The 18,113-nt window shown below is 53.8% G+C and carries 15 protein-coding genes and 1 tRNA gene; 6 read left to right on the forward strand and 10 right to left on the reverse strand.

Going from position 1 to position 18,113, the window contains the following annotated elements; genetic code table 11:
* The 4 genes from PsW74_RS03125 to paaG form a co-directional block, all read right to left on the reverse strand.
* Positions 1-564, reverse strand: a 564-nt coding sequence (locus PsW74_RS03125; RefSeq protein WP_208987810.1) for a TetR/AcrR family transcriptional regulator, incomplete at its 3' end; no start/stop codon positions are given.
* Between the two features lie 14 nt (positions 565-578).
* Positions 579-1,892, reverse strand: a complete 1,314-nt coding sequence (gene paaK, locus PsW74_RS03130; RefSeq protein WP_063287364.1) for a phenylacetate--CoA ligase PaaK — start codon at positions 1,890-1,892, stop codon at positions 579-581.
* Between the two features lie 34 nt (positions 1,893-1,926).
* The gene (gene paaI, locus PsW74_RS03135) at positions 1,927-2,358 is read right to left on the reverse strand and encodes a hydroxyphenylacetyl-CoA thioesterase PaaI (RefSeq protein ID WP_057465005.1); all 432 of its coding nucleotides are present in this window, start codon (positions 2,356-2,358) and stop codon (positions 1,927-1,929) included.
* Positions 2,358-3,173, reverse strand: a complete 816-nt coding sequence (gene paaG, locus PsW74_RS03140; RefSeq protein ID WP_208980473.1) for a 2-(1,2-epoxy-1,2-dihydrophenyl)acetyl-CoA isomerase PaaG — start codon at positions 3,171-3,173, stop codon at positions 2,358-2,360. The genes paaI and paaG overlap by 1 nt, the downstream gene beginning before the upstream one ends.
* A 367-nt stretch (positions 3,174-3,540) precedes the next feature.
* On the opposite strand from paaG, the gene paaN reads away from it, so the two are divergent.
* Complete coding sequence (paaN, locus tag PsW74_RS03150) at positions 3,541-5,205, forward strand: phenylacetic acid degradation protein PaaN (RefSeq protein ID WP_063287366.1); 1,665 nt, start codon at positions 3,541-3,543, stop codon at positions 5,203-5,205.
* A gap of 75 nt (positions 5,206-5,280) precedes the next feature.
* On the opposite strand, the gene iolG is transcribed toward paaN, so the two are convergent.
* The 6 genes from iolG to PsW74_RS03180 form a co-directional block, all read right to left on the reverse strand.
* Positions 5,281-6,273 carry an inositol 2-dehydrogenase gene (gene iolG, locus PsW74_RS03155; RefSeq protein ID WP_063287367.1) on the reverse strand — a complete coding sequence of 331 codons (993 nt, stop codon included), beginning with the start codon at positions 6,271-6,273 and terminating at the stop codon, positions 5,281-5,283.
* A gap of 132 nt (positions 6,274-6,405) precedes the next feature.
* A complete protein-coding gene (gene iolB / locus PsW74_RS03160; protein WP_063287368.1) occupies positions 6,406-7,230 on the reverse strand; it encodes a 5-deoxy-glucuronate isomerase in 825 nt (274 codons plus the stop codon).
* Entirely contained in the window at positions 7,227-8,135 is a 909-nt protein-coding gene (gene iolE / locus PsW74_RS03165; RefSeq protein WP_063287369.1) for a myo-inosose-2 dehydratase, read from the reverse strand. Before iolE ends, iolB begins: the two co-directional genes overlap by 4 nt.
* A 5-nt stretch (positions 8,136-8,140) precedes the next feature.
* Positions 8,141-9,973, reverse strand: coding sequence for a 3D-(3,5/4)-trihydroxycyclohexane-1,2-dione acylhydrolase (decyclizing) (iolD, locus tag PsW74_RS03170; protein WP_063287370.1), 1,833 nt, complete (start codon positions 9,971-9,973; stop codon positions 8,141-8,143).
* A complete protein-coding gene (gene iolC / locus PsW74_RS03175) occupies positions 9,970-11,910 on the reverse strand; it encodes a 5-dehydro-2-deoxygluconokinase (protein WP_193775918.1) in 1,941 nt (646 codons plus the stop codon). Before iolC ends, iolD begins: the two co-directional genes overlap by 4 nt.
* A 142-nt stretch (positions 11,911-12,052) precedes the next feature.
* Positions 12,053-12,904: a MurR/RpiR family transcriptional regulator gene (locus tag PsW74_RS03180; protein ID WP_063287371.1), complete on the reverse strand. Its 852-nt coding sequence runs from the start codon at positions 12,902-12,904 to the stop codon at positions 12,053-12,055.
* Between the two features lie 343 nt (positions 12,905-13,247).
* On the opposite strand from PsW74_RS03180, the gene PsW74_RS03185 reads away from it, so the two are divergent.
* The 5 genes from PsW74_RS03185 to PsW74_RS03205 all read left to right on the forward strand — a co-directional run bounded on the left by PsW74_RS03185 (position 13,248) and on the right by PsW74_RS03205 (position 17,703).
* A complete protein-coding gene (locus tag PsW74_RS03185) occupies positions 13,248-14,174 on the forward strand; it encodes a sugar ABC transporter substrate-binding protein (RefSeq protein ID WP_063287372.1) in 927 nt (308 codons plus the stop codon).
* A 64-nt stretch (positions 14,175-14,238) separates the two neighbouring features.
* Complete coding sequence (locus tag PsW74_RS03190; RefSeq protein ID WP_063287373.1) at positions 14,239-15,345, forward strand: ABC transporter permease; 1,107 nt, start codon at positions 14,239-14,241, stop codon at positions 15,343-15,345.
* A gap of 2 nt (positions 15,346-15,347) precedes the next feature.
* Entirely contained in the window at positions 15,348-16,127 is a 780-nt protein-coding gene (locus PsW74_RS03195; RefSeq protein ID WP_057465013.1) for an ATP-binding cassette domain-containing protein, read from the forward strand.
* Between the two features lie 184 nt (positions 16,128-16,311).
* Positions 16,312-17,424, forward strand: coding sequence for a Gfo/Idh/MocA family oxidoreductase (locus PsW74_RS03200; protein ID WP_063287374.1), 1,113 nt, complete (start codon positions 16,312-16,314; stop codon positions 17,422-17,424).
* Between the two features lie 203 nt (positions 17,425-17,627).
* Positions 17,628-17,703: transfer RNA gene (locus tag PsW74_RS03205), tRNA-Phe, on the forward strand.
* Positions 17,704-18,113 lie beyond the last annotated feature (410 nt).

Here is an 18,113-nt window from a genome sequence, read left to right on the forward strand (position 1 = left end):
CTGCACCACCAGATCCGCGTAACCTTCGCGGGTCAGGTCGCCGCCCGGTTTAAACCATAGATAAGACCAGTTGAGCATACCAAACAGGCTCATGGTCACGGGCTTGATCAGCGCACTGCCATCGCCAAACTGCGGGTTTGTGGCCGCAACTGCTTTGGCGAAGATGGCAACCAGTTTGCGCTCCAGCTCAATGATGTCCTGCTTTTTCTCTGTTGGAAGAAAGGACAGCTCGTTGATCTGCAGCTTATGCTCAGAATCTGCGTCTTCATAAGCCAGCAGTAAAGCACGGCACAGGCCGCGCAGACGCTCCAGTGGGTCTTGTTCTGCCTGAGCAATACTTTCCACCGCATCAACCAGCTCTTCAAGATGAGCGCTGATGATGTCGATCAGCAGCGTCTCCTTGTTCTCGTAGTAGTGATAGAGCAAAGCCTTGGAGAACCCACAGATCTTGGCGAGCTGCGCCATCGAGGTTTTGTCATAGCCTTGCTGCGCAAAGGCGCGCGCCGATAACTTTAAGATGGATTTGCGTTTGTCGTCATAATCCGCTGCTCTGGTGCGCGCCATGCTTTTTAATTCCGTTAATCTTCTTTAGGCCGCAGGTCGATAACCCGCGTGGCCTTGCCTTGGCTTCGTTCTATGGAATTTGGCAGGCCCACGTCTACCCCAACCGAAATTCCGATGTTGTTTTTCACATGAACCGCCAGTTCCCTGGCGCTTGCCAAACGATCAGCGTCAGACGTTGCATGTGCAGCGGCTTCCACGTTGACGGTCAGCTGGTCCATGCGTCCCTTGCGGGCAATCTGGATCTGGTAGTGAGGGGAGAGCCCGTCACAGCGCAGCATCTGTTCTTCAATCTGGGTCGGGAACACATTCACACCGCGTACGATCATCATGTCGTCAGACCGACCGGTGATCTTCTCCATGCGCCGCATCTTGCGGGCCGTGCCCGGCATCAAGCGGGTCAGGTCGCGGGTGCGATAGCGGATGATCGGCAGGCCTTCCTTGGTCAGCGTGGTAAACACCAGCTCACCTTCTGATCCATCCGGCAGAACCTCACCAGTTACCGGATCAATGATCTCCGGATAGAAGTGATCCTCCCAGATGTGTAGGCCATCCTTGGTCTCAACGCACTCCTGCGCCACACCCGGACCCATAACCTCTGAAAGGCCATAGATATCAACCGCATGCATGTCGAAGGCTTGTTCAATCTCTTCGCGCATGGAGTTGGTCCATGGCTCAGCTCCAAAGATGCCGATCTTGATGGAACTCTTGCGCGGGTCCAGCCCTTCTTTGCGGTACTCATCCAGAATGGAGAGCATGTAAGACGGGGTGACCATGATGATCTCTGGCTTGAAGTCCTCAATCAGCCGCACCTGCCGCTCTGTCATGCCGCCAGACATTGGAATGACAGTACAGCCAAGCGCTTCCGCCCCGTAGTGCGCACCCAGGCCACCTGTAAACAGCCCATAACCATAAGCGATGTGCACTTTGTCACCCGGCTTGCCACCTGCTGCACGAATGGAACGCGCAACCACACCGGCCCAGGTTTCAATATCCTTCTTGGTGTAGCCGACAACGGTAGGCTTGCCTGTGGTGCCAGAGGATGCATGAATGCGGCAGATATCCTCTTCCGGAACAGCAAACATCCCGAACGGATAATTGTCGCGCAAGTCCTGCTTGGTGGTGAATGGAAACTTCGCCAGATCAGCAAGGCTTTGCAGATCATCAGGATGCACGCCAGCTGCATCAAAACTGTCTTTGTAGAACTTTACGTTCTCATAGGCGTGCCGCACTGACCAGCGCATGCGCTCCAATTGCAGCGCTGCTAGGTCTTCCCGTCCTGCCGTTTCAATAGGCTCCAGATCGGGCCTGCGTTCTTCAACCTCCAACATTTTCTCCTCCTCAAATGCTGGTCATCCATAAAAATTAGGTGCTTAACTCGATATGTGTCCCTTTGATGGTCCTCGAGTTTCCGCGAAATTCTGCAATATGCGCGCCGTCCTGATTGCGCACATGAATGTCGTAAATGCCGGATCGGCCTTGCACGGTAAGTTCCTCGGCAGTTGCCGTTAAAACATCATCTTCAAAAGCAGGGGCGAGATACGTGATGGAACACTGAAAGGCGACAACACGTTGGTTATGGCTGTTGCATGCAAACGCAAAGGCACTGTCTGCAAGGGTAAAAATGTACCCGCCATGACAGGTCTTATGCCCGTTGGTCATGCGCTCCATCACCTTCATGGAAATCACAGCCCGTCCGGGTGCAATCTCGTCCAGCGTCATCCCAAGCGCTTGTGTCGCCTCGTCTTCGTCCCACATGGAGGCCGCAACGGCCTCCGCTAATTCCTGCTTGTTCATCAGCGCTTGCCTGAATACTTTGGAGCCCGCTTATCCATGAAGGCCGTCACGCCCTCCAGATAATCCGGTGTCCGTCCGGCTTCGCCCTGGTAATCCCGCTCCAGATCAAGCTGTTCATCCAGTGTGTTGCCTTCTGAAGCATTCAGCGCTTGCTTGATCAGGCCAAGGCCGATGGTTGGCCCAACAGAAAACTCCTGCACCATAGCAGTGGCTTCCTCCAGAAAGGTCTCGGCAGAAGAACACTTCCAGATCATGCCCCATTCCGCAGCCTGCGCAGCGGTGATCGGCGTGCCCAGCATGGCAAGGCCACGTGCACGGGCAGAACCCACGAGACGCGGCAGGAAGTAGGTGCCACCAGAATCCGGCACAAGCCCGATCTTGGCAAACGCCTGAATAAACTTGGCTTTCTCAGAGGCAATCACAATATCACAGGCCATGGCAATGTTGGCGCCTGCACCAGCTGCCACGCCATTGACTGCACACACGATCGGTATGTTGATCGACTTCAGCTTGCGGATGAGAGGATTATAAAAATCACCGATGGTCTGGGTCAGGTCCGGTGGAGGGGAGTCTGGTGTCGGCTTCACGCGGTCACCAAGATCCTGACCAGCGCAGAAGCCTTTGCCTGCAGCCGTCAGCAAAATGGCGCGGCAGTTGTCATCTGCGTCCGCAGCTTCCAGCGCCGCATAGAGCGCGCGGTGCATCTCGTCATTGAACGAGTTCAGCTTGTCAGGGCGGTTCAGCGTAATCACGTGGTAGGTGTCATTCACATCCACCAAGATGCTCTGCTCGGAAATGACTGTGGTCTCGCTCATGGTCTCTCCCTCCAAATAGATCAATCATCACTCACCAGTGAACCACCAATTTACTCCCAATGAACTTCCAAATTCATGAGGAGAGCCCTCTGGAAAACCTAATCATTTCGTAGACTGGTCGATGGTTCTGGCACTTTTTGCTTGAAATGACTGACCGGTCGGTAAATTATTGTCTGGAAGTGAAACCGCTGTCAATTGGAATTCAGAGCGTATTCGCCAAAAGTGGAATCCGGTTTTGGGAAGAGAATACGCAGGAAACAAGAGACCTTAAAGTGTTCGCGCGATCTGGAGTAATTGCGGAGCGCTTTAAGGTCACACATTGGTCGAAGAAGCACTGCGGTAGGCGCAGGTTTTTCGAGGAGGAACAATGAGTAACTTTTTTGAAACGCATAAAGACACGCTCTTTCAAGCAGTAAAGACAAGTAAATCAAGAGATTACTGGTCCGCTTATCCTGAGATCGCATCCGGTAAGATCTACGGCGAAACAGCAAAAGACGATCAGCTTGCAGAATTTGAGGGGATTCTCAGTAAGCCATTCGCACTGGGCCAGCCAACCAACGGCAACTGGACAGGCGCAGAATCGTCGCCCTATGGCAAAGAGCTGGGCGTCACCTATGAAGATGCCGATCCCGCAGAGTTGGTCAAAGCAGCCTCAGAAGCTGGCAAGAGCTGGGCGAAAGCCAGTGTTGAAGAGCGCGTCGGCGTTGCGCTGGAAATGCTGAGCCGCATCAACAAAAAATCCTTTCTCATCGCCAACGCGGTGATGCACACCTCTGGTCAGGCCTTCATGATGGCGTTTCAGGCAGGTGGCCCGCACGCGCAGGACAGAGGGCTGGAAGCCGTCGCTTATGCCTATGACGCGATGACCCAGACACCAACCGAGGTGACCTGGACCAAGCCGCAGGGCAAGCATGATCCGATTGTGCTGGATAAGAAATTCCGCGTTGTGCCACGCGGTGTTGCGCTGGTCATCGGCTGTGCAACTTTCCCAACCTGGAACACCTATCCGGGTATGTTCGCAAGCTTCGTCACTGGCAACCCGGTCATCATCAAACCGCACCCAATGGCGATCCTGCCAATGGCCATCTCCATTCAGATTGGCCGTGAGGTGCTCAAAGAAGCTGGCTTTGATCCAAACGTACTGATGCTGGCTGCTGATACCGCAGAGGCGCCAAAAACCAAGGAACTGGTGACCAATGATGCTGTGAAGATCATCGACTTCACCGGCTCTAATGCCTTTGGAGCGTGGGTGCGTGAAAATGCAGGTGATGCATTGGTCTACACCGAGGAAGCTGGCGTCAACGCAATCACCATTGAATCGACTGACAACCTGCGCGGCATGGCCAGCAACATTGCGTTCTCCCTGTCGCTCTATTCTGGTCAGATGTGCACCACACCGCAGAACATCTTCGTTCCCCGTGACGGCATTGAAACCAACGACGGCAAGAAGAGCTTTGAGGAAGTGGCGCAAGCCATCAAGATCTCATTGGACAAGCTTCTTGGCGATCCGGCTCGTGCCGCTGCCATCCTCGGTGCCGTGCAGAACCCGTCCACATTGGAACGTATTTTTGCAGCAGGAAAACTGGGCAAAGTGATCCGCTCTTCTGAGCCAGTAGAAGGCATGAACGGCGCACGTTCTGCAACGCCAACCGTTGTGGCGGTCGATTCCAAAGAAGAAGAAGCTTACATGCAGGAGCGCTTCGGCCCGATCTCCTTCATCATTGCTTGTGATGATATCGACGACGCCATCGCCCGTGCAGCAGGCTCAGCCAAGAGCCACGGTGCCATCACCGCAGCGCTGTATTCAACCAATGAAGATGTGATTGACAAGGCCACCGATGCCTACGCCTGGGCAGGCGCACCGCTTTCTGTGAACCTGATTGGCAACATCTACGTGAACCAGTCAGCAGCGTACTCTGACTTCCACGTCACCGGTGCCAACCCGGCCGGCAACGCCAGCCTCACAGACGGCGCCTACGTCGCCAACCGCTTCCGCATCGCCACCGTCCGCCGTCAGGCAGCCATGGCGTAAAGCGAAGGCTTTAGACCAATAAAAAAGGGCCGTTGCAATGCATCGGCCCTTTTCATATTCAGTTTTTAAAGCAGCTTAAGCGTTTGCCAGATCGCGTGCTTTGGCAACTTCTTCAGTTGCAGCTTCAGCAAGTTCGAGAGCCTTCAGGCCATCAAAGCCGTTTGGAGAGATCTCGGAACCACTGGTCAAAGCGTCAACGAAGGCAGCAAGCTCAATGCGGTAAGCCGCTTCATAACGCTCCATGAAGAAGTCCATGAGTGGCTCAGCGGTGTAGCCGTCACCATTTGCTACAGTCACAGTGGTGGTGCGCATGTTTTCTGCAGACACCATACCCTTGGAACCGTGCACTTCCACGCGCTGGTCGTAGCCGTAAGTGGCGCGGCGGGAGTTGGTGATGGTGCAGATCTTGCCGCTTGCTGTCTTCAGCGTTGCAGTTGCGGTGTCCACATCACCAGCAGCACCGATCTCTTCAGATACGAGTGCGCTGCCCATAGCGTTCACTTCAACAACTTCTTCGCCAAGCAGGAAGCGAGCCATGTCAAAGTCATGGATCATCATGTCTTTGAACAAACCGCCGGAGCGCTTCACGTAATCGACTGGTGGCGGGGAAGGGTCACGAGAGGTGATCTGAACCATCTCAACGTCACCAATCACACCTGCTTCGATCTGGCGCTTCACTTCAGCGAAGTTCGGGTCAAAACGACGGTTGAAGCCAACCATCAGCTTGGCACCGGTCTCCTCAACAACCTTGAGGCATTCGCGCACACGGTCGCCGTCCAGATGGATTGGCTTTTCGCAGAAGATTGCCTTACCAGCACGCGCAGCCTGCTCAATCTGCTCAGCGTGCAGATCAGTTGGGGTCGCGATGATCACAGCATCAATAGCCGGATCGTTCATGATGGCATCAAGGCCGTCAACGCGTGCACCTGTCTGAGCTGCAATCTCTTTTGCAGCATCTTCAAACGGGTCGAACACAGCAGCCATCTTGGCATTTTCAAGCTGGCTTACAGCTTTTGCGTGGGTCTTGCCAATACGGCCAGCTCCCAACAGGCCAATTGAAACAGTCATAGCTTATCTTTCACAACAGCGTTTATATCGCGCATTTCCAACGAATGCCTAGTGGTTTCCGCAGAATCTACGCGCTTATTAAACGCGTGCTCCCAAGGACATATCAGTGGGAACACGCGGATATCAGGTGCCTTAGGCGTCCGCAGGTTTTGCGTCGCGCTGTGCAATCCAGTCGTGGTCAGGGTGGTTCTGGAAGCGCCATTTACGCATCGGGCCAGCCATCACATTCAGGTAGTACATTTCGTAGCCATACGGAGAGCCGCAAGGGTGGTGCCCTTTTGGAACAAGCACAACATCCCCGCTGGACATGGCAATCGCCTCATCCAGCTCACCATCTTCAGTGAACACACGCTGGAAACCGAAACCCTGGTCCGGGTTGAGACGGTGGTAATACGTCTCTTCCAGATAGGTCATTTCCGGGAAGTTATCTTCATCATGACGATGCGGAGGATAAGATGACCAGTTGCCCTGAGGGGTGTAGACCTCAGTCACCAGCAGGCTCTCTGCAAAGTCCTGGTCTTCCATGGCAATCGGGTGAATGTAGCGGGTGTTGGCACCAACGCCGCGCTCAACGCTAGGGATGTCATCCGGGCCAATCACGCGGGCAGGGTAGCTGCCGTCTTTTGCAGGGGCAGTACACACAGCCAGTGTCAGCTTGGTAACAGCAGTTGCGCTCCACTCAGCTCCGGCAGGAACGTACACACACCATGGCTTGATGCGCTCAAACACGTTCTTACGCTCACCAAGCACACCAAAGTCCTGACCATCAGAAGTGATGGAAGCTTTGCCTTCCACGATAACCAGAATGGCTTCTTTGCCCTTCATCAGCTCCTTGGCGTTTGCGCCTGGTTCCAGATGATAAAGGCCAAAACCAACGTAGCCCCAACCGGCAGATTCAGGCGTGATGTCATGCACCTTGCCCTCTGTACCATTGGGTTTTACGAGAAGCTTGCTCATGCGACTACCTTCTTATCAAGACCAGCGCTGATAGCCATCTCACGCAGTGCTTTCAGGCCCATGCTCTGGTATGTGAACGGATTGCGCTGATCAGGGTCCTGCTCCGCTTCAATCACCAGCCAGCCTTCATAGCCATGCTCGGCTGCAACCTTCAGCACAGGTTCAAAATCAACGCCGCCTTCTTTATCGCCAGGAACGGTGAACACACCGCGGCGGACGCCTTCCAGGAAGCTCAGGCGCTCGCCTTCAACCTGTGCGCGGACAGTCGGGCGAACGTTCTTCGTATGCAAATGGCGTACACGCGCCATATGCTTCTTGGCAACTTCAACCGGATCTGCTCCACCAAACCATGCATGGCCAGTGTCCAGCAGCAGGTAGGTGTTCGGTCCGGTCACGTCCATAAAGCGATCAATCTCTTCACCGCTCTGTACCACAGTACCCATGTGGTGATGGTAAACGAGCGAGATACCCTGTTCAGCACAATAGGCAGCAACTGCTTCAACGTCAGCGCCAAACTTCGCCCACTGGTCATCAGCCAGCACAGGCTTGTCTGCCAGCGGGGTATCATCAGCGCCGTGGATCGCGTTGGAAGTCTCACAGGTGATGCAAACCTTACAGCCCATGGCTTTGAGCAGATCGAGGTGCGGCTGGATAGCCTTCTTTTCCTCTTCAACGCTGTGAGCCAACAGGTTCAGGGAATGCCAGCCGGAAACAAAGGCAAGACCATGCGGGTCGAGCGCAGCTTTCAAAGCAGCTGGCTCGGTTGGCATCTTGTGGCCCTTTTCAATGCCGCCAAAGCCGATTTCGCCAGCCTCGCTCAGGCACTGTTCCAGAGAAATGTGCGCACCAAGAGTACGGTCGTCGTCATTGCTCCACGCAATTGGGTTGGTTCCGTAACGGATCATTGGCCTTAGTCCCCCAAACGCTGATTGGTCAGCGCATGCTCATAGCCCTTGCGAGCTTCATTAACTTCTTTTCTTTTTGATACTTCTGGCACAGCTACATCCCACCAGTGGCCACCTTCAGGCATGGTTGGCAGCGGATCAGTGTCGATCACAATGCAGTAGGACTTGGTGCTGGCTTTTGCGCGCTCCAGAGCTTCACTCAGCTCTTCAATGCTCTTCACGTGCTCAGAGGTTGCCCCCATTGCACCCGCATGTGCAGCAAAATCAATGTTGGATGGTTCAACGTGGTAGGCATCATCCAGCAGGTTGTTGAAGTTGTCACCACCGGTTGCCATCTGCAAGCGGTTGATGCAGCCGTAACCGCGGTTGTCCAGCAGAACCAGAATGATCTTGTGGCCCAGCATGACGGAGGTCGCCAGCTCGGAGTTCATCATCATGTAGCTGCCATCGCCAACCATGACGACCACTTCGTTCTCTGGCTTGGCCATCTTCACGCCAAGACCACCGGCAATCTCATAGCCCATGCAGGAGAAGCCGTATTCCAGATGGTAACCACCCGGCTTGTCGGTCTTCCAAAGCTTGTGCAGCTCGCCCGGCAGGCCACCAGCCGCACACACAACAGTGGTGTCTGCGTTGGAGGCACGCTGAACAGCGCCAATCACCTGCGCATCAGTTGGCAACTCATTGCCACCCTCAGGGGCTGCCGTTGCATTTTCAACGGCTGAGAGCCAGGTTGCAAGGTGAGACGCTGTCTCGGTCTCGGCCTTCCAGCTGCCTAGGTTTTGGCTGAGAGCCTGCAAGCCAACACGTGCATCACACACCAGCGGCAGCGCATTGTGCTTGCCAGTGTCGTAAGAAGCTACGTTCAGCTGCAAAATACGGCGATCCGGGTTCTTAAACAGTGCCCAGGACCCTGTCGTGAAGTCCTGCAGGCGTGTGCCAACTGCAATGATCAGATCAGCATCTTCAGCAACAGCGTTTGCAGCAGAAGAGCCGGTCACACCAACACTGCCCAGATTCAGCTCATGATCCCATGGCAGAGCGGACTTGCCAGCCTGCGTTTCAGCAACTGGTACCTTGTGTGTCTCAGCAAAGCTCTTCAGATCATCCGTTGCCAGAGAGTAGTGCACACCACCACCAGCAATGATCATTGGTTTTTTCGCAGCGCGGATGGCAGCAACCGCAGATTCCAGCTCAGCTGCATCAGGTGCAGGGCGGCGGAAGTGCAAGGTGCGCTCTTCAAAGAAGCTCTCAGGCCAGTCATATGCTTCTGCCTGCACGTCCTGACACATAGCCAGCGTGACAGGGCCACACTCGACCGGATCAGTCATAACCGCCATAGCGCGTGGCAGAGCAGTCAGAAGCTGCTCAGGGCGCTGGATGCGGTCATAGTAACGGCTTACAGGGCGGAAAGTGTCATTTGCACTGACGGTGCCATCCTGAAAGTCTTCAATCTGCTGAAGCACTGGATCCGGCGCACGATTTGCAAACACGTCACCTGGCAACAGCAGAACCGGCAGGCGGTTCACGTGAGCCAGCGCAGCAGCAGTCACCATGTTGGTCGCACCGGGACCAATGGAGGTGGTCACAGCCATCGCACGGCGACGGTTGGATGCCTTGGCATAGGAGATAGCCGCATGGGCCATACCTTGCTCGTTGTGACCGCGGTAGGTCGGCAGCGTGTCCTGAGCGTGATAAAGCGCTTCACCAAGACCCGCCACGTTACCGTGACCGAAAATAGCCCAGACCCCAGCAATAAAGCTGTCTCCCTCAGGCGTCTTCTGGGCTGCTAGATAGCGAACCAGAGCCTGCGCGGCTGTTAATCTGATCGTGCTCATGCAACTTCTTTCTTATCCATTCGGGCCTGCTCCCAGACAGATCCGAGGCCTTCAAATTTTGCAGCCATGTTAGCGATGGCTTCTTCGTCAGAAATGTTTCCGCCAAGCCACTTCTCAGCAGCCTCAGCAAAAATAGTGCGGCCCACAGCAAAACCTTTCACAAGGTCATACTTGCCGGCAACCTCAAAGCTCGCAGCGAGCTCCTCAGCTGGTGCATCAAGGCCAAGAACAACAATACCGCGACACCAGGGATCATTTGACTTGATCGCATCACAAGCTTTCTGCCAGCCTGCATCGGTCTTCAAAGGCTCCAGCTTCCACCAGTCAGGGTAAACACCCAGATCATAGAAGCGCTGAATGATGGTCGCGGTGGTATCATCATCAACGGGTCCAACCTTGGACGGGATGACTTCGAGCAAAAATTCCAGATTATTTTCGCGGCATGCATGCGCAAGGCGTAAAATGGTCTCTTCCTGACGGGCCTTCATCTCAGCGCTGTCATCGGGATGGTAGAAGCACAGCACTTTGACCACATGCTCAACCGGCCATTCCGCCAGCTGCGAACCAAGGTCCGGACCAATCTCCAGCTCCAGTGGGCGAGAGCCCGGCAGTTCAACCGGACGGCCAATCCAAAGACCAGAACCCGTTGCTTTGAACAGAGCTTCCTCACCAAGACGGCCATCACACAAAATACCGTAGTCGTCACCACCAGCACGAACCTGCTGAGCAGCTTTGAGGCAAAGCTCTTTAAACTCAGGGATCTTGTCTTCGGATGCGCCAACTTTGGCTGCCATGTCTTCCAGCTGAGAGCGGTGATCGAAGGCAAACACCTTCATGTTGGACCACTCACCCTTGCGGTTGGTAGACCAGTGGATCTGCTCAAGCTTCCTATCTTTGCGCAGAGCATGCTCGGAGGAACCGTTATCAAGGAACCACTGCAGCTCTTCCCAGCTTGGGTAAGCAGGCGCACAGCCATGGCGAGAGACAGCAAACGCACCACATGCATTTGCATAGGTGAGGGTGGTTTCCCAGGTCTCATCCTTCAGCCAGCCGCGCAGCAGGCCAGACATAAAGCCATCGCCCGCACCAAGCACGTTGAACACTTCAATCGGGAAGCCCGGACCGGACTTGCCATCATCAAGGCTCGCGCCAATCGTATCTTCAAACACCACAGCGCCCATCGGGCCACGCTTGCAAACAAGAGCAGCCTTACTGACCTTGCGCACGGCATTCAGGGCTTCAAGCGTGTTGGTGGAACCGCCTGCGATATGGAACTCTTCTTCCGTACCCACAATCAGATCAAACAGGTGCAGGTGCTTTTGCAGCTCAGCAGTCACTTTCTCAGAAGCGATGAAACGCTCTTCACCATCACCATGGCCCGCAAGACCCCAAAGGTTGGGGCGGTAGTCAATGTCCAGAGCCGTACGGGAGCCGTTCTCTTTCGCAAGACGCAGCGCTTTTAAAACAGCAGCTTCTGTGCGTGGGTGCGAAAGGTGTGTGCCTGTTACAGTCACACAGCCGGATTGAGCAATAAACTCAGGATCAATATCATCTTCGCACAGCGCCATGTCAGCACAGTTTTCGCGATAGAAAATCAGCGGAAACTGCTCTTTGTCGCGAATGCCAAGAATAACAAGGGCGGTCAGGCGGTCCTTGTCAGTAACAAGACCATCAACGCAAACGCCTTCTTTAACCAGCTGCTCGCGGATGAAACGGCCCATGTGCTCATCCCCTACGCGGGAGATAAGGGCAGATTTCAGCCCAAGACGGGCTGTTCCGACTGACATATTGGTTGGTGAGCCGCCGACATACTTATTAAATGAAGACATGTCTTCCAGTCGGCTGCCAACCTGCGTTCCATACAGGTCGACCGATGACCGGCCGATTGTGATGACATCAAGTGATTTCAACGGATTCTCCCAATCAGGTACTAGCATTTCCTGAAAGATTACATATTCCAAAAATAATCACAAGTGGAATATATGTTCAAAATAGAATGAGCTTTGTTCCAAAATTTTAAACAAGCTCTCTTCCAAATTCAGTCCTTTGCCGGCTTCCTATTGATTCCTTAGAGATACTCTAGGAGAGGGACGTCCACTTTCGTGCATCACCAACCGCAACAGCGATAGAAGTGGCAAGACACATGGTTGTGGAGAGTGATCTGAACGCGCCATGCTCTGCCTCATTAACCTCCAGAACGGTTGAAGAAACGCGGGCAATTGGAGACAGAACGCTGTCGGTCAAGGAGATAACAGAGACACCCCGGCCAAAGGCCTTGCTTGCAAACTCAACCACCTCAGGAGAGTAGGGGCTGAAGGTCGCCACAAACAATGCGTCGTTCTCGTTGATGAACTGAACGCGTTCCTCCAGAATGCCACCCGTGTATTCCAGCAGGTTTGTTCTCACGCCCATCTTGCCCAATGTATAGTGTAGGTAGCTGACGACCGGATATGCACGCCGCAGGCCTAATAAGTGTATGTTTTCTGCAGCTGACAGCGCTTCAATGGAGCGCTCAAGAGCGACCGTGTCGACCTGGCGCAGAAGATCATCAAGCGACTGTTTGGACCGTTCTACAAAGTTGCCAAGAATGCTGCCTGGAGTGTTTGTTCCACTCTCGCGGATCTTCGTCAGGCGCTCCGTATATTCAGAGTTGCGGCCTACCAGCTGCCCCTGAAAGATCTGCTGCATCTGCGAGAAACCGTCAAATCCCAGCGTTTGGGCAAAGCGAACAAGAGTAGAAGGCTGCACGCCTGCAGCGCTGGCAATCTCGGCTGTGGTGCCAAGTGCGATTCTGTCCGGATTCGCCAAAGCATATCTTGCGCACTGCAAAAGGCGCTTGGGCATGCTGTCCGAAAGAGTACTTATTCGAGCTTTCAGGCTCTCGTAATCCGAGGGAATGTCTGGGCTAATTGCGTCTAAATTCTGTGTCATGAAAAAAATCTATTCCAAAACTTGAAAAACCGCAATGTACGTTCTATAAATTTGGAATGAATTTTCCGAATTGCTAAAATTTGGATGAATTCTACGATTGTAGGGCCGGTAACACGTGCTCTGTCCATCACCCTTTTAAAGTGCTGAATCAGCACGCATTTGCCGCAATCAGGCTTGCGTTGATATAATGGGGGTGATGGGTGCTTTTGCCCGTGGGACGGCTGAGCACTACAATTCGTGCGGAAACGCATTCGAACTCTGGTGTTTGTGGACGAGATAAACATCAGACTTCTAGGGGAAACCCTAACTTAAAATTGGCATACGCCAATCTTGGGAGGTTTATATGAAAAAGACTTTACGCGCGTTCGTAGCTGCTGCTGCGATCATGACTGCACCTGCTGTAATGGCTGCTGACATCATTGTTGTGAGCCACGGCCAGGCAAACGACCCATTCTGGTCTGTTGTTAAGAACGGTGTAGACAAAGCAGCGAAAGACAGCGGCGCTAACGTTTCCTACCGTGCTCCAGAAACTTTTGACATGGTGGCCATGAGCCAGCTGATTGATGCAGCAATCGTTCAGGAGCCGGACGGAATTGTTGTGTCCATTCCAGATGGTGACGCGCTCGGCCCATCCATTACCAAAGCAGTGGAAGCTGGCATCCCAGTTATCTCCATGAACTCCGGTAGTGATGTGTCCGCAAGCTTTGGTGCTTTGTTGCACGTAGGCCAGGACGAGTATGACGCCGGTAAAGCAGCAGGCAAAAAGCTTGCTGACATGGGCGGCAAAGTTGGCATCTGCGTCAACCAGGAAGTGGGCAATGTGTCCCTCGACCTGCGTTGTGACGGTTTTGCAGCTGGCTTTGGTGGCAACGTAACTGTTGTTCCAACAAATAACGATCCAGCTGAAGTTGAAGCGAAGATCAAGGCAACTCTGCAATCCAACGAAGACATCGACACCATCATGGGTCTTGGTGCTTCTCTCGTGGGTGAGCCAGCAGTGGCAGCTGTTGAAGCAGTTGGACGCACTGGCGAAGTAAATGTTGCAACCTTCGACATGTCCGCAGGCTTCCTGCAGTCAGTTGCTGACGGTAAAGCAGCATTTGCAATCGACCAGCAGCAGTTCCTTCAAGGCTACCTGCCTGTTATCTTCCTCGCTCTCAATGCAGAGTACGGACTTATCCCTGGTGGCAACGTTCCATCCGGTCCAAACCTGATCACCGCTGATAAAGCCGGTCAGGTTGTAGAGCTGTCCGCTCAAGGCATCCGTTAAGGAGCTTTGCTGTGGGAGGGGTGCACGCATCCCTCTCATGTCATGCAAAACTGAGGGAAATAAAATGTCCGATCTTGCTGTTGAGAGCGCGGACGAAAGAGTAAAAAACGTCTCGCTCATCTCCCGGCTCATGAAGCGTCCTGAACTTGGCGCCATTGCTGGCCTTGCTCTCGTAACAATCTTCTTTCTTTTTACTGCTGACCCTAAGATGTTCACCCTCGCGGGGATCCTGAACTTCATGACGCCTGCTGCCCAACTCGGCATTCTGGCTATTGGGGCAGCACTTCTCATGATCGGCGGTGAGTTTGATCTCTCCGTTGGCTCTATGGTTGCGTTCACAGGCCTGATTTTCGGCGCGGCAATGGTCACCTTCGACCTGCCACTCTATGCAGCGATTATTGTCACCTTCATCGTGGCAGCTGCAATGGGTGCCATCAACGGACAGATCGTCATCCGTACGGGCTTACCGTCTTTCATTGTAACGCTTGCGTTCCTGTTTATCCTGCGCGGCCTGTCTCTGGTAGGCCTTAAAGCGGCAACCGGCGGCTCCACTCAGCTGCGCGGCATCCGTGCAGAGTTTGAAGGCAGCTGGCTTGCTGACTTCTTTAGCGGAGAAGCGTTCACACCATTCTTCTACTGGCTGGCTGAAGCGGGCTGGATCGACACCTTCAAGTCCGGCAAGCCGAAAGTAGATGGCATCCCGGTCGATATTCTCTGGTTTGGTCTGCTGGCTCTTCTGGCAACCTGGGTTCTGCTTCGCTCCCCGTTTGGCAGCTGGATCTTTGCAGCTGGTGGCGACAGCAACGCAGCAAGCAACTCCGGTGTGCCGGTGCGCAAGGTCAAAATGTACCTGTTCATGTTCACCGCATGCTGTGCAGCTCTCGTTGCCATCCTGACTGTTATGGATGCTGGCTCAACGGACGCCCGCCGTGGCTTCCAAAAGGAGTTTGAGGCAATCATTGCAGCGGTGATCGGTGGCTGTCTGCTGACAGGCGGTTATGGCTCTGCAATCGGTGCCTTCTTCGGCTCCATCATCTTCGGAATGGTGCTGATCGGCCTCAGCTACACCAATATCGATCAGGACTGGTATCTGGTCTTCCTCGGTTCCATGCTGCTGATCGCGGTGTTGTTTAACAACATGATCCGCAAGCGCGTCACAGGGGAGCGCTGATCATGACGACACCTATTGTTGAGATGAAGAACATTGAGAAGCATTTTGGCTCCGTCATTGCTTTGGCAGGTGTTTCCTTCTCCGTCATGCCCGGCGAAGTGCATTGTCTGCTTGGTGACAATGGTGCAGGTAAATCCACCTTCATCAAAACCATGTCCGGCGTGCACAAGCCAAGCAAAGGCGAGATCGTCGTTGATGGTCAGAAGCAAGTCTTTGAAAGCCCGCGTGATGCTATGAATGCAGGCATTGCAACGGTGCACCAGGACCTTGCGATGATCCCGCTCATGTCCATCACCCGCAACTTCTGGCTTGGCCGTGAACCGGTCAAAAAGTTCGGCCCGATCTCTTATTTCGACCATAAGTACGCAAACGAAGTCACTATGGAAGAAATGTCCAAGATGGGCATCAATCTGCGCGAACCGGATCAGGCTGTGGGCACACTGTCTGGTGGGGAACGCCAGACAGTCGCAATCTCGCGCGCTGTGTATTTCGGCGCGAAAGTCCTCATCCTCGACGAGCCGACCTCTGCTCTGGGTGTACGCCAGACGTCAAACGTGCTCTCGACCATGGATAAGGTCCGCAAAAAAGGTGTTGGCGTCGTGTTCATTTCGCACAACGTACGCCACGCCATGGCAGTGGGAGACCGCTTCACAGTGCTGAACAGGGGGCAAACCCTTGGTACTGCGAAGAAAGGCGAAATCACTGCTGAAGAACTTCAAGATCTCATGGCTGGCGGGCAAGAGCTTGCCAGTTTGGAGGCATCATTGGGCGGCACTGTGTGATGTGTATTCCTGAAAACCCTCTGTCGGTTTTCGGGTCAGGCATACGCAACTTACAGGATGTTCAGTGAGACACTGAGGAGCGGCATTACCCGATCGTGCCGCTCCTTCATTTTATCAATGCCCCGTTCATAACGCGTTCTATTCCAATGAACTCTATTCTAGGGGCACTTCCAGGATTACTGAGATGGAAAAAATCGGCGTAGGTCTGATTGGAACCGGATACATGGGCAAATGTCATGCTCTGGCATGGAATGCTGTATCCGGTGTGTTTGGTGGTGAGCTGAAGCCAGAGTTGGTGACGCTTGCTGAGGTGAATGAAGAACTGGCAGCAGCACGCGCAAAAGATTTTGGCTTTGCCAGGTCCACGGGCAACTGGCGTGATATGCTGGCCGATCCGGATATTCACATTATCTCGATTACCACGCCGAATGAGTTCCACCCGGAAATGGCAATCGCAGCTCTGGAAGCTGGCAAGCACGTTTACTGCGAAAAGCCTATGGCTCCATCCTATGCGGATGCGCAGAAAATGCTGGAAGCCTCCCGCAAATCCGGCAAGAAGACCTTCCTTGGTTATAACTACATCCAAAACCCCATGATGCGCCGCATCCGCGACCTGCTGAACTCAGGCGAAATCGGCGATGTACTTCAGATCCGTCTTGAGATGGACGAAGACTTCATGGCCAACCCGGATGATGAATGGGGCATGAAAAGCGGATTGGCCTCCGGCTTTGGCGCACTGGATGACTTCGGCGTGCATACCATGTCCTTGCTCATGGCGCTGGATCTGCGCATTGCCAAAGTCATGTGTCATATGACCAAGCCATACGCGACCCGCAAGGACGCTGCTGGCAACGACAAAGCCGTTGAAACCTTTGATGCAGCCACCGTGCTGTTTGAACTGGAAAATGGTGGCAACGGCACCCTCCAGCTCAACCGCTCTGCATGGGGACGTAAAGGCCGCATCGCCGTACAGATCTTCGGCTCCAAAGGCTCCATCGTTTATGATCAGGAACGTATGAATGAGATGCACGTCTACAAAGCTGAAGGCGATGTCGCAGGGCAGGGCTACACCACAGTTCTGGCAGGGCCAGCCCATGCGCCATACGACCGCTTCATCCCGGCCCCGGGCCACGGTCTCGGCTTCAACGATCTGAAGATCATTGAAGTCAACGAGATTCTGAAAAGCCTGCAGGGTGAAGACAGTCACCTGATCGACTTCGAACGTGGCATCTTCATTGAAGGCCTCGTTCAGACCATGGCCAAATCTCACGAACAGGCCAGTTGGGTCAGCGTCTAAGTCTGTTGAGAGTAGAAGAGAACTAAGGGCGCATGAACAGCGCCCTTTTTTTGTGAGCCAGCCCCTTCCTTGCAATACGTTCTGAGAAAAAAAGATTTAACCCCCTAAAAGCCTTTGGGAAAACTCATTGAGGTGCTGGACAGAGGAAATCAGGCGCCCTATAAGACCCTCACCTCAGCGGGGCACACTGCCCAACGCGAAATGCCCGGATAGCTCAGTTGGTAGAGCAGCGGATTGAAAATCCGCGTGTCGGTGGTTCGAATCCGCCTCCGGGCACCACTTATCTTCTTGAAATTACTAGATAATAAACCGAGTATTCGCTCAGCTTTCTCAAGGTTTGACACTTTTCTCAGTGTGGTTTGACACTTTTGCTCCAACTGCTTGCTGAACTCTTCCCCGCGCAGCGTGATTTCCTTTTCAAATCGGACAGCAATATCCGACATGCTTTTGCGTAAATCAGCCCCTTTTGCATAAAGCCGTGCCATGGCCTCTGTCTCATGCCCAAGCGCAGCGGCTAGGTCTCTGTCGTTCAGCCCAATCTCCCGCAAAATGGTCGCCACCGTATGCCGCAGACCATAAAGGGTAAGACCCGGTTCAATCAGGTTCTGTTTCTCAAGTTGGATACGCAGTTTGCGCCATGATGCTCTGAACCCCGAGACAGTCCATGGTTGCCCTCTGGAGTTTGCACA

This window comes from Pseudovibrio sp. W74 (assembly GCF_001623085.1).
GTDB lineage: Bacteria > Pseudomonadota > Alphaproteobacteria > Rhizobiales > Stappiaceae > Pseudovibrio.

Bases quoted from the DNA above. Each gene is read 5' to 3' on its own strand.
- PsW74_RS03190 (WP_063287373.1), top strand. From the start codon at position 14,239: ATGTCCGATCTTGCTGTTGAGAGCGCGGACGAAAGAGTAAAAAACGTC.
- PsW74_RS03195 (WP_057465013.1), top strand. From the start codon at position 15,348: ATGACGACACCTATTGTTGAGATGAAGAACATTGAGAAGCATTTTGGC.
- PsW74_RS03180 (WP_063287371.1), bottom strand. From the start codon at position 12,904: ATGACACAGAATTTAGACGCAATTAGCCCAGACATTCCCTCGGATTAC.
- paaI (WP_057465005.1), bottom strand. From the start codon at position 2,358: ATGAACAAGCAGGAATTAGCGGAGGCCGTTGCGGCCTCCATGTGGGAC.
- iolE (WP_063287369.1), bottom strand. From the start codon at position 8,135: ATGATCCGTTACGGAACCAACCCAATTGCGTGGAGCAATGACGACGAC.
- iolG (WP_063287367.1), bottom strand. From the start codon at position 6,273: ATGACTGTTTCAATTGGCCTGTTGGGAGCTGGCCGTATTGGCAAGACC.
- PsW74_RS03185 (WP_063287372.1), top strand. From the start codon at position 13,248: ATGAAAAAGACTTTACGCGCGTTCGTAGCTGCTGCTGCGATCATGACT.
- iolD (WP_063287370.1), bottom strand. From the start codon at position 9,973: ATGAGCACGATCAGATTAACAGCCGCGCAGGCTCTGGTTCGCTATCTA.
- iolB (WP_063287368.1), bottom strand. From the start codon at position 7,230: ATGAGCAAGCTTCTCGTAAAACCCAATGGTACAGAGGGCAAGGTGCAT.
- iolC (WP_193775918.1), bottom strand. From the start codon at position 11,910: ATGCTAGTACCTGATTGGGAGAATCCGTTGAAATCACTTGATGTCATC.
- paaN (WP_063287366.1), top strand. From the start codon at position 3,541: ATGAGTAACTTTTTTGAAACGCATAAAGACACGCTCTTTCAAGCAGTA.
- paaG (WP_208980473.1), bottom strand. From the start codon at position 3,173: ATGAGCGAGACCACAGTCATTTCCGAGCAGAGCATCTTGGTGGATGTG.
- paaK (WP_063287364.1), bottom strand. From the start codon at position 1,892: ATGTTGGAGGTTGAAGAACGCAGGCCCGATCTGGAGCCTATTGAAACG.
- PsW74_RS03200 (WP_063287374.1), top strand. From the start codon at position 16,312: ATGGAAAAAATCGGCGTAGGTCTGATTGGAACCGGATACATGGGCAAA.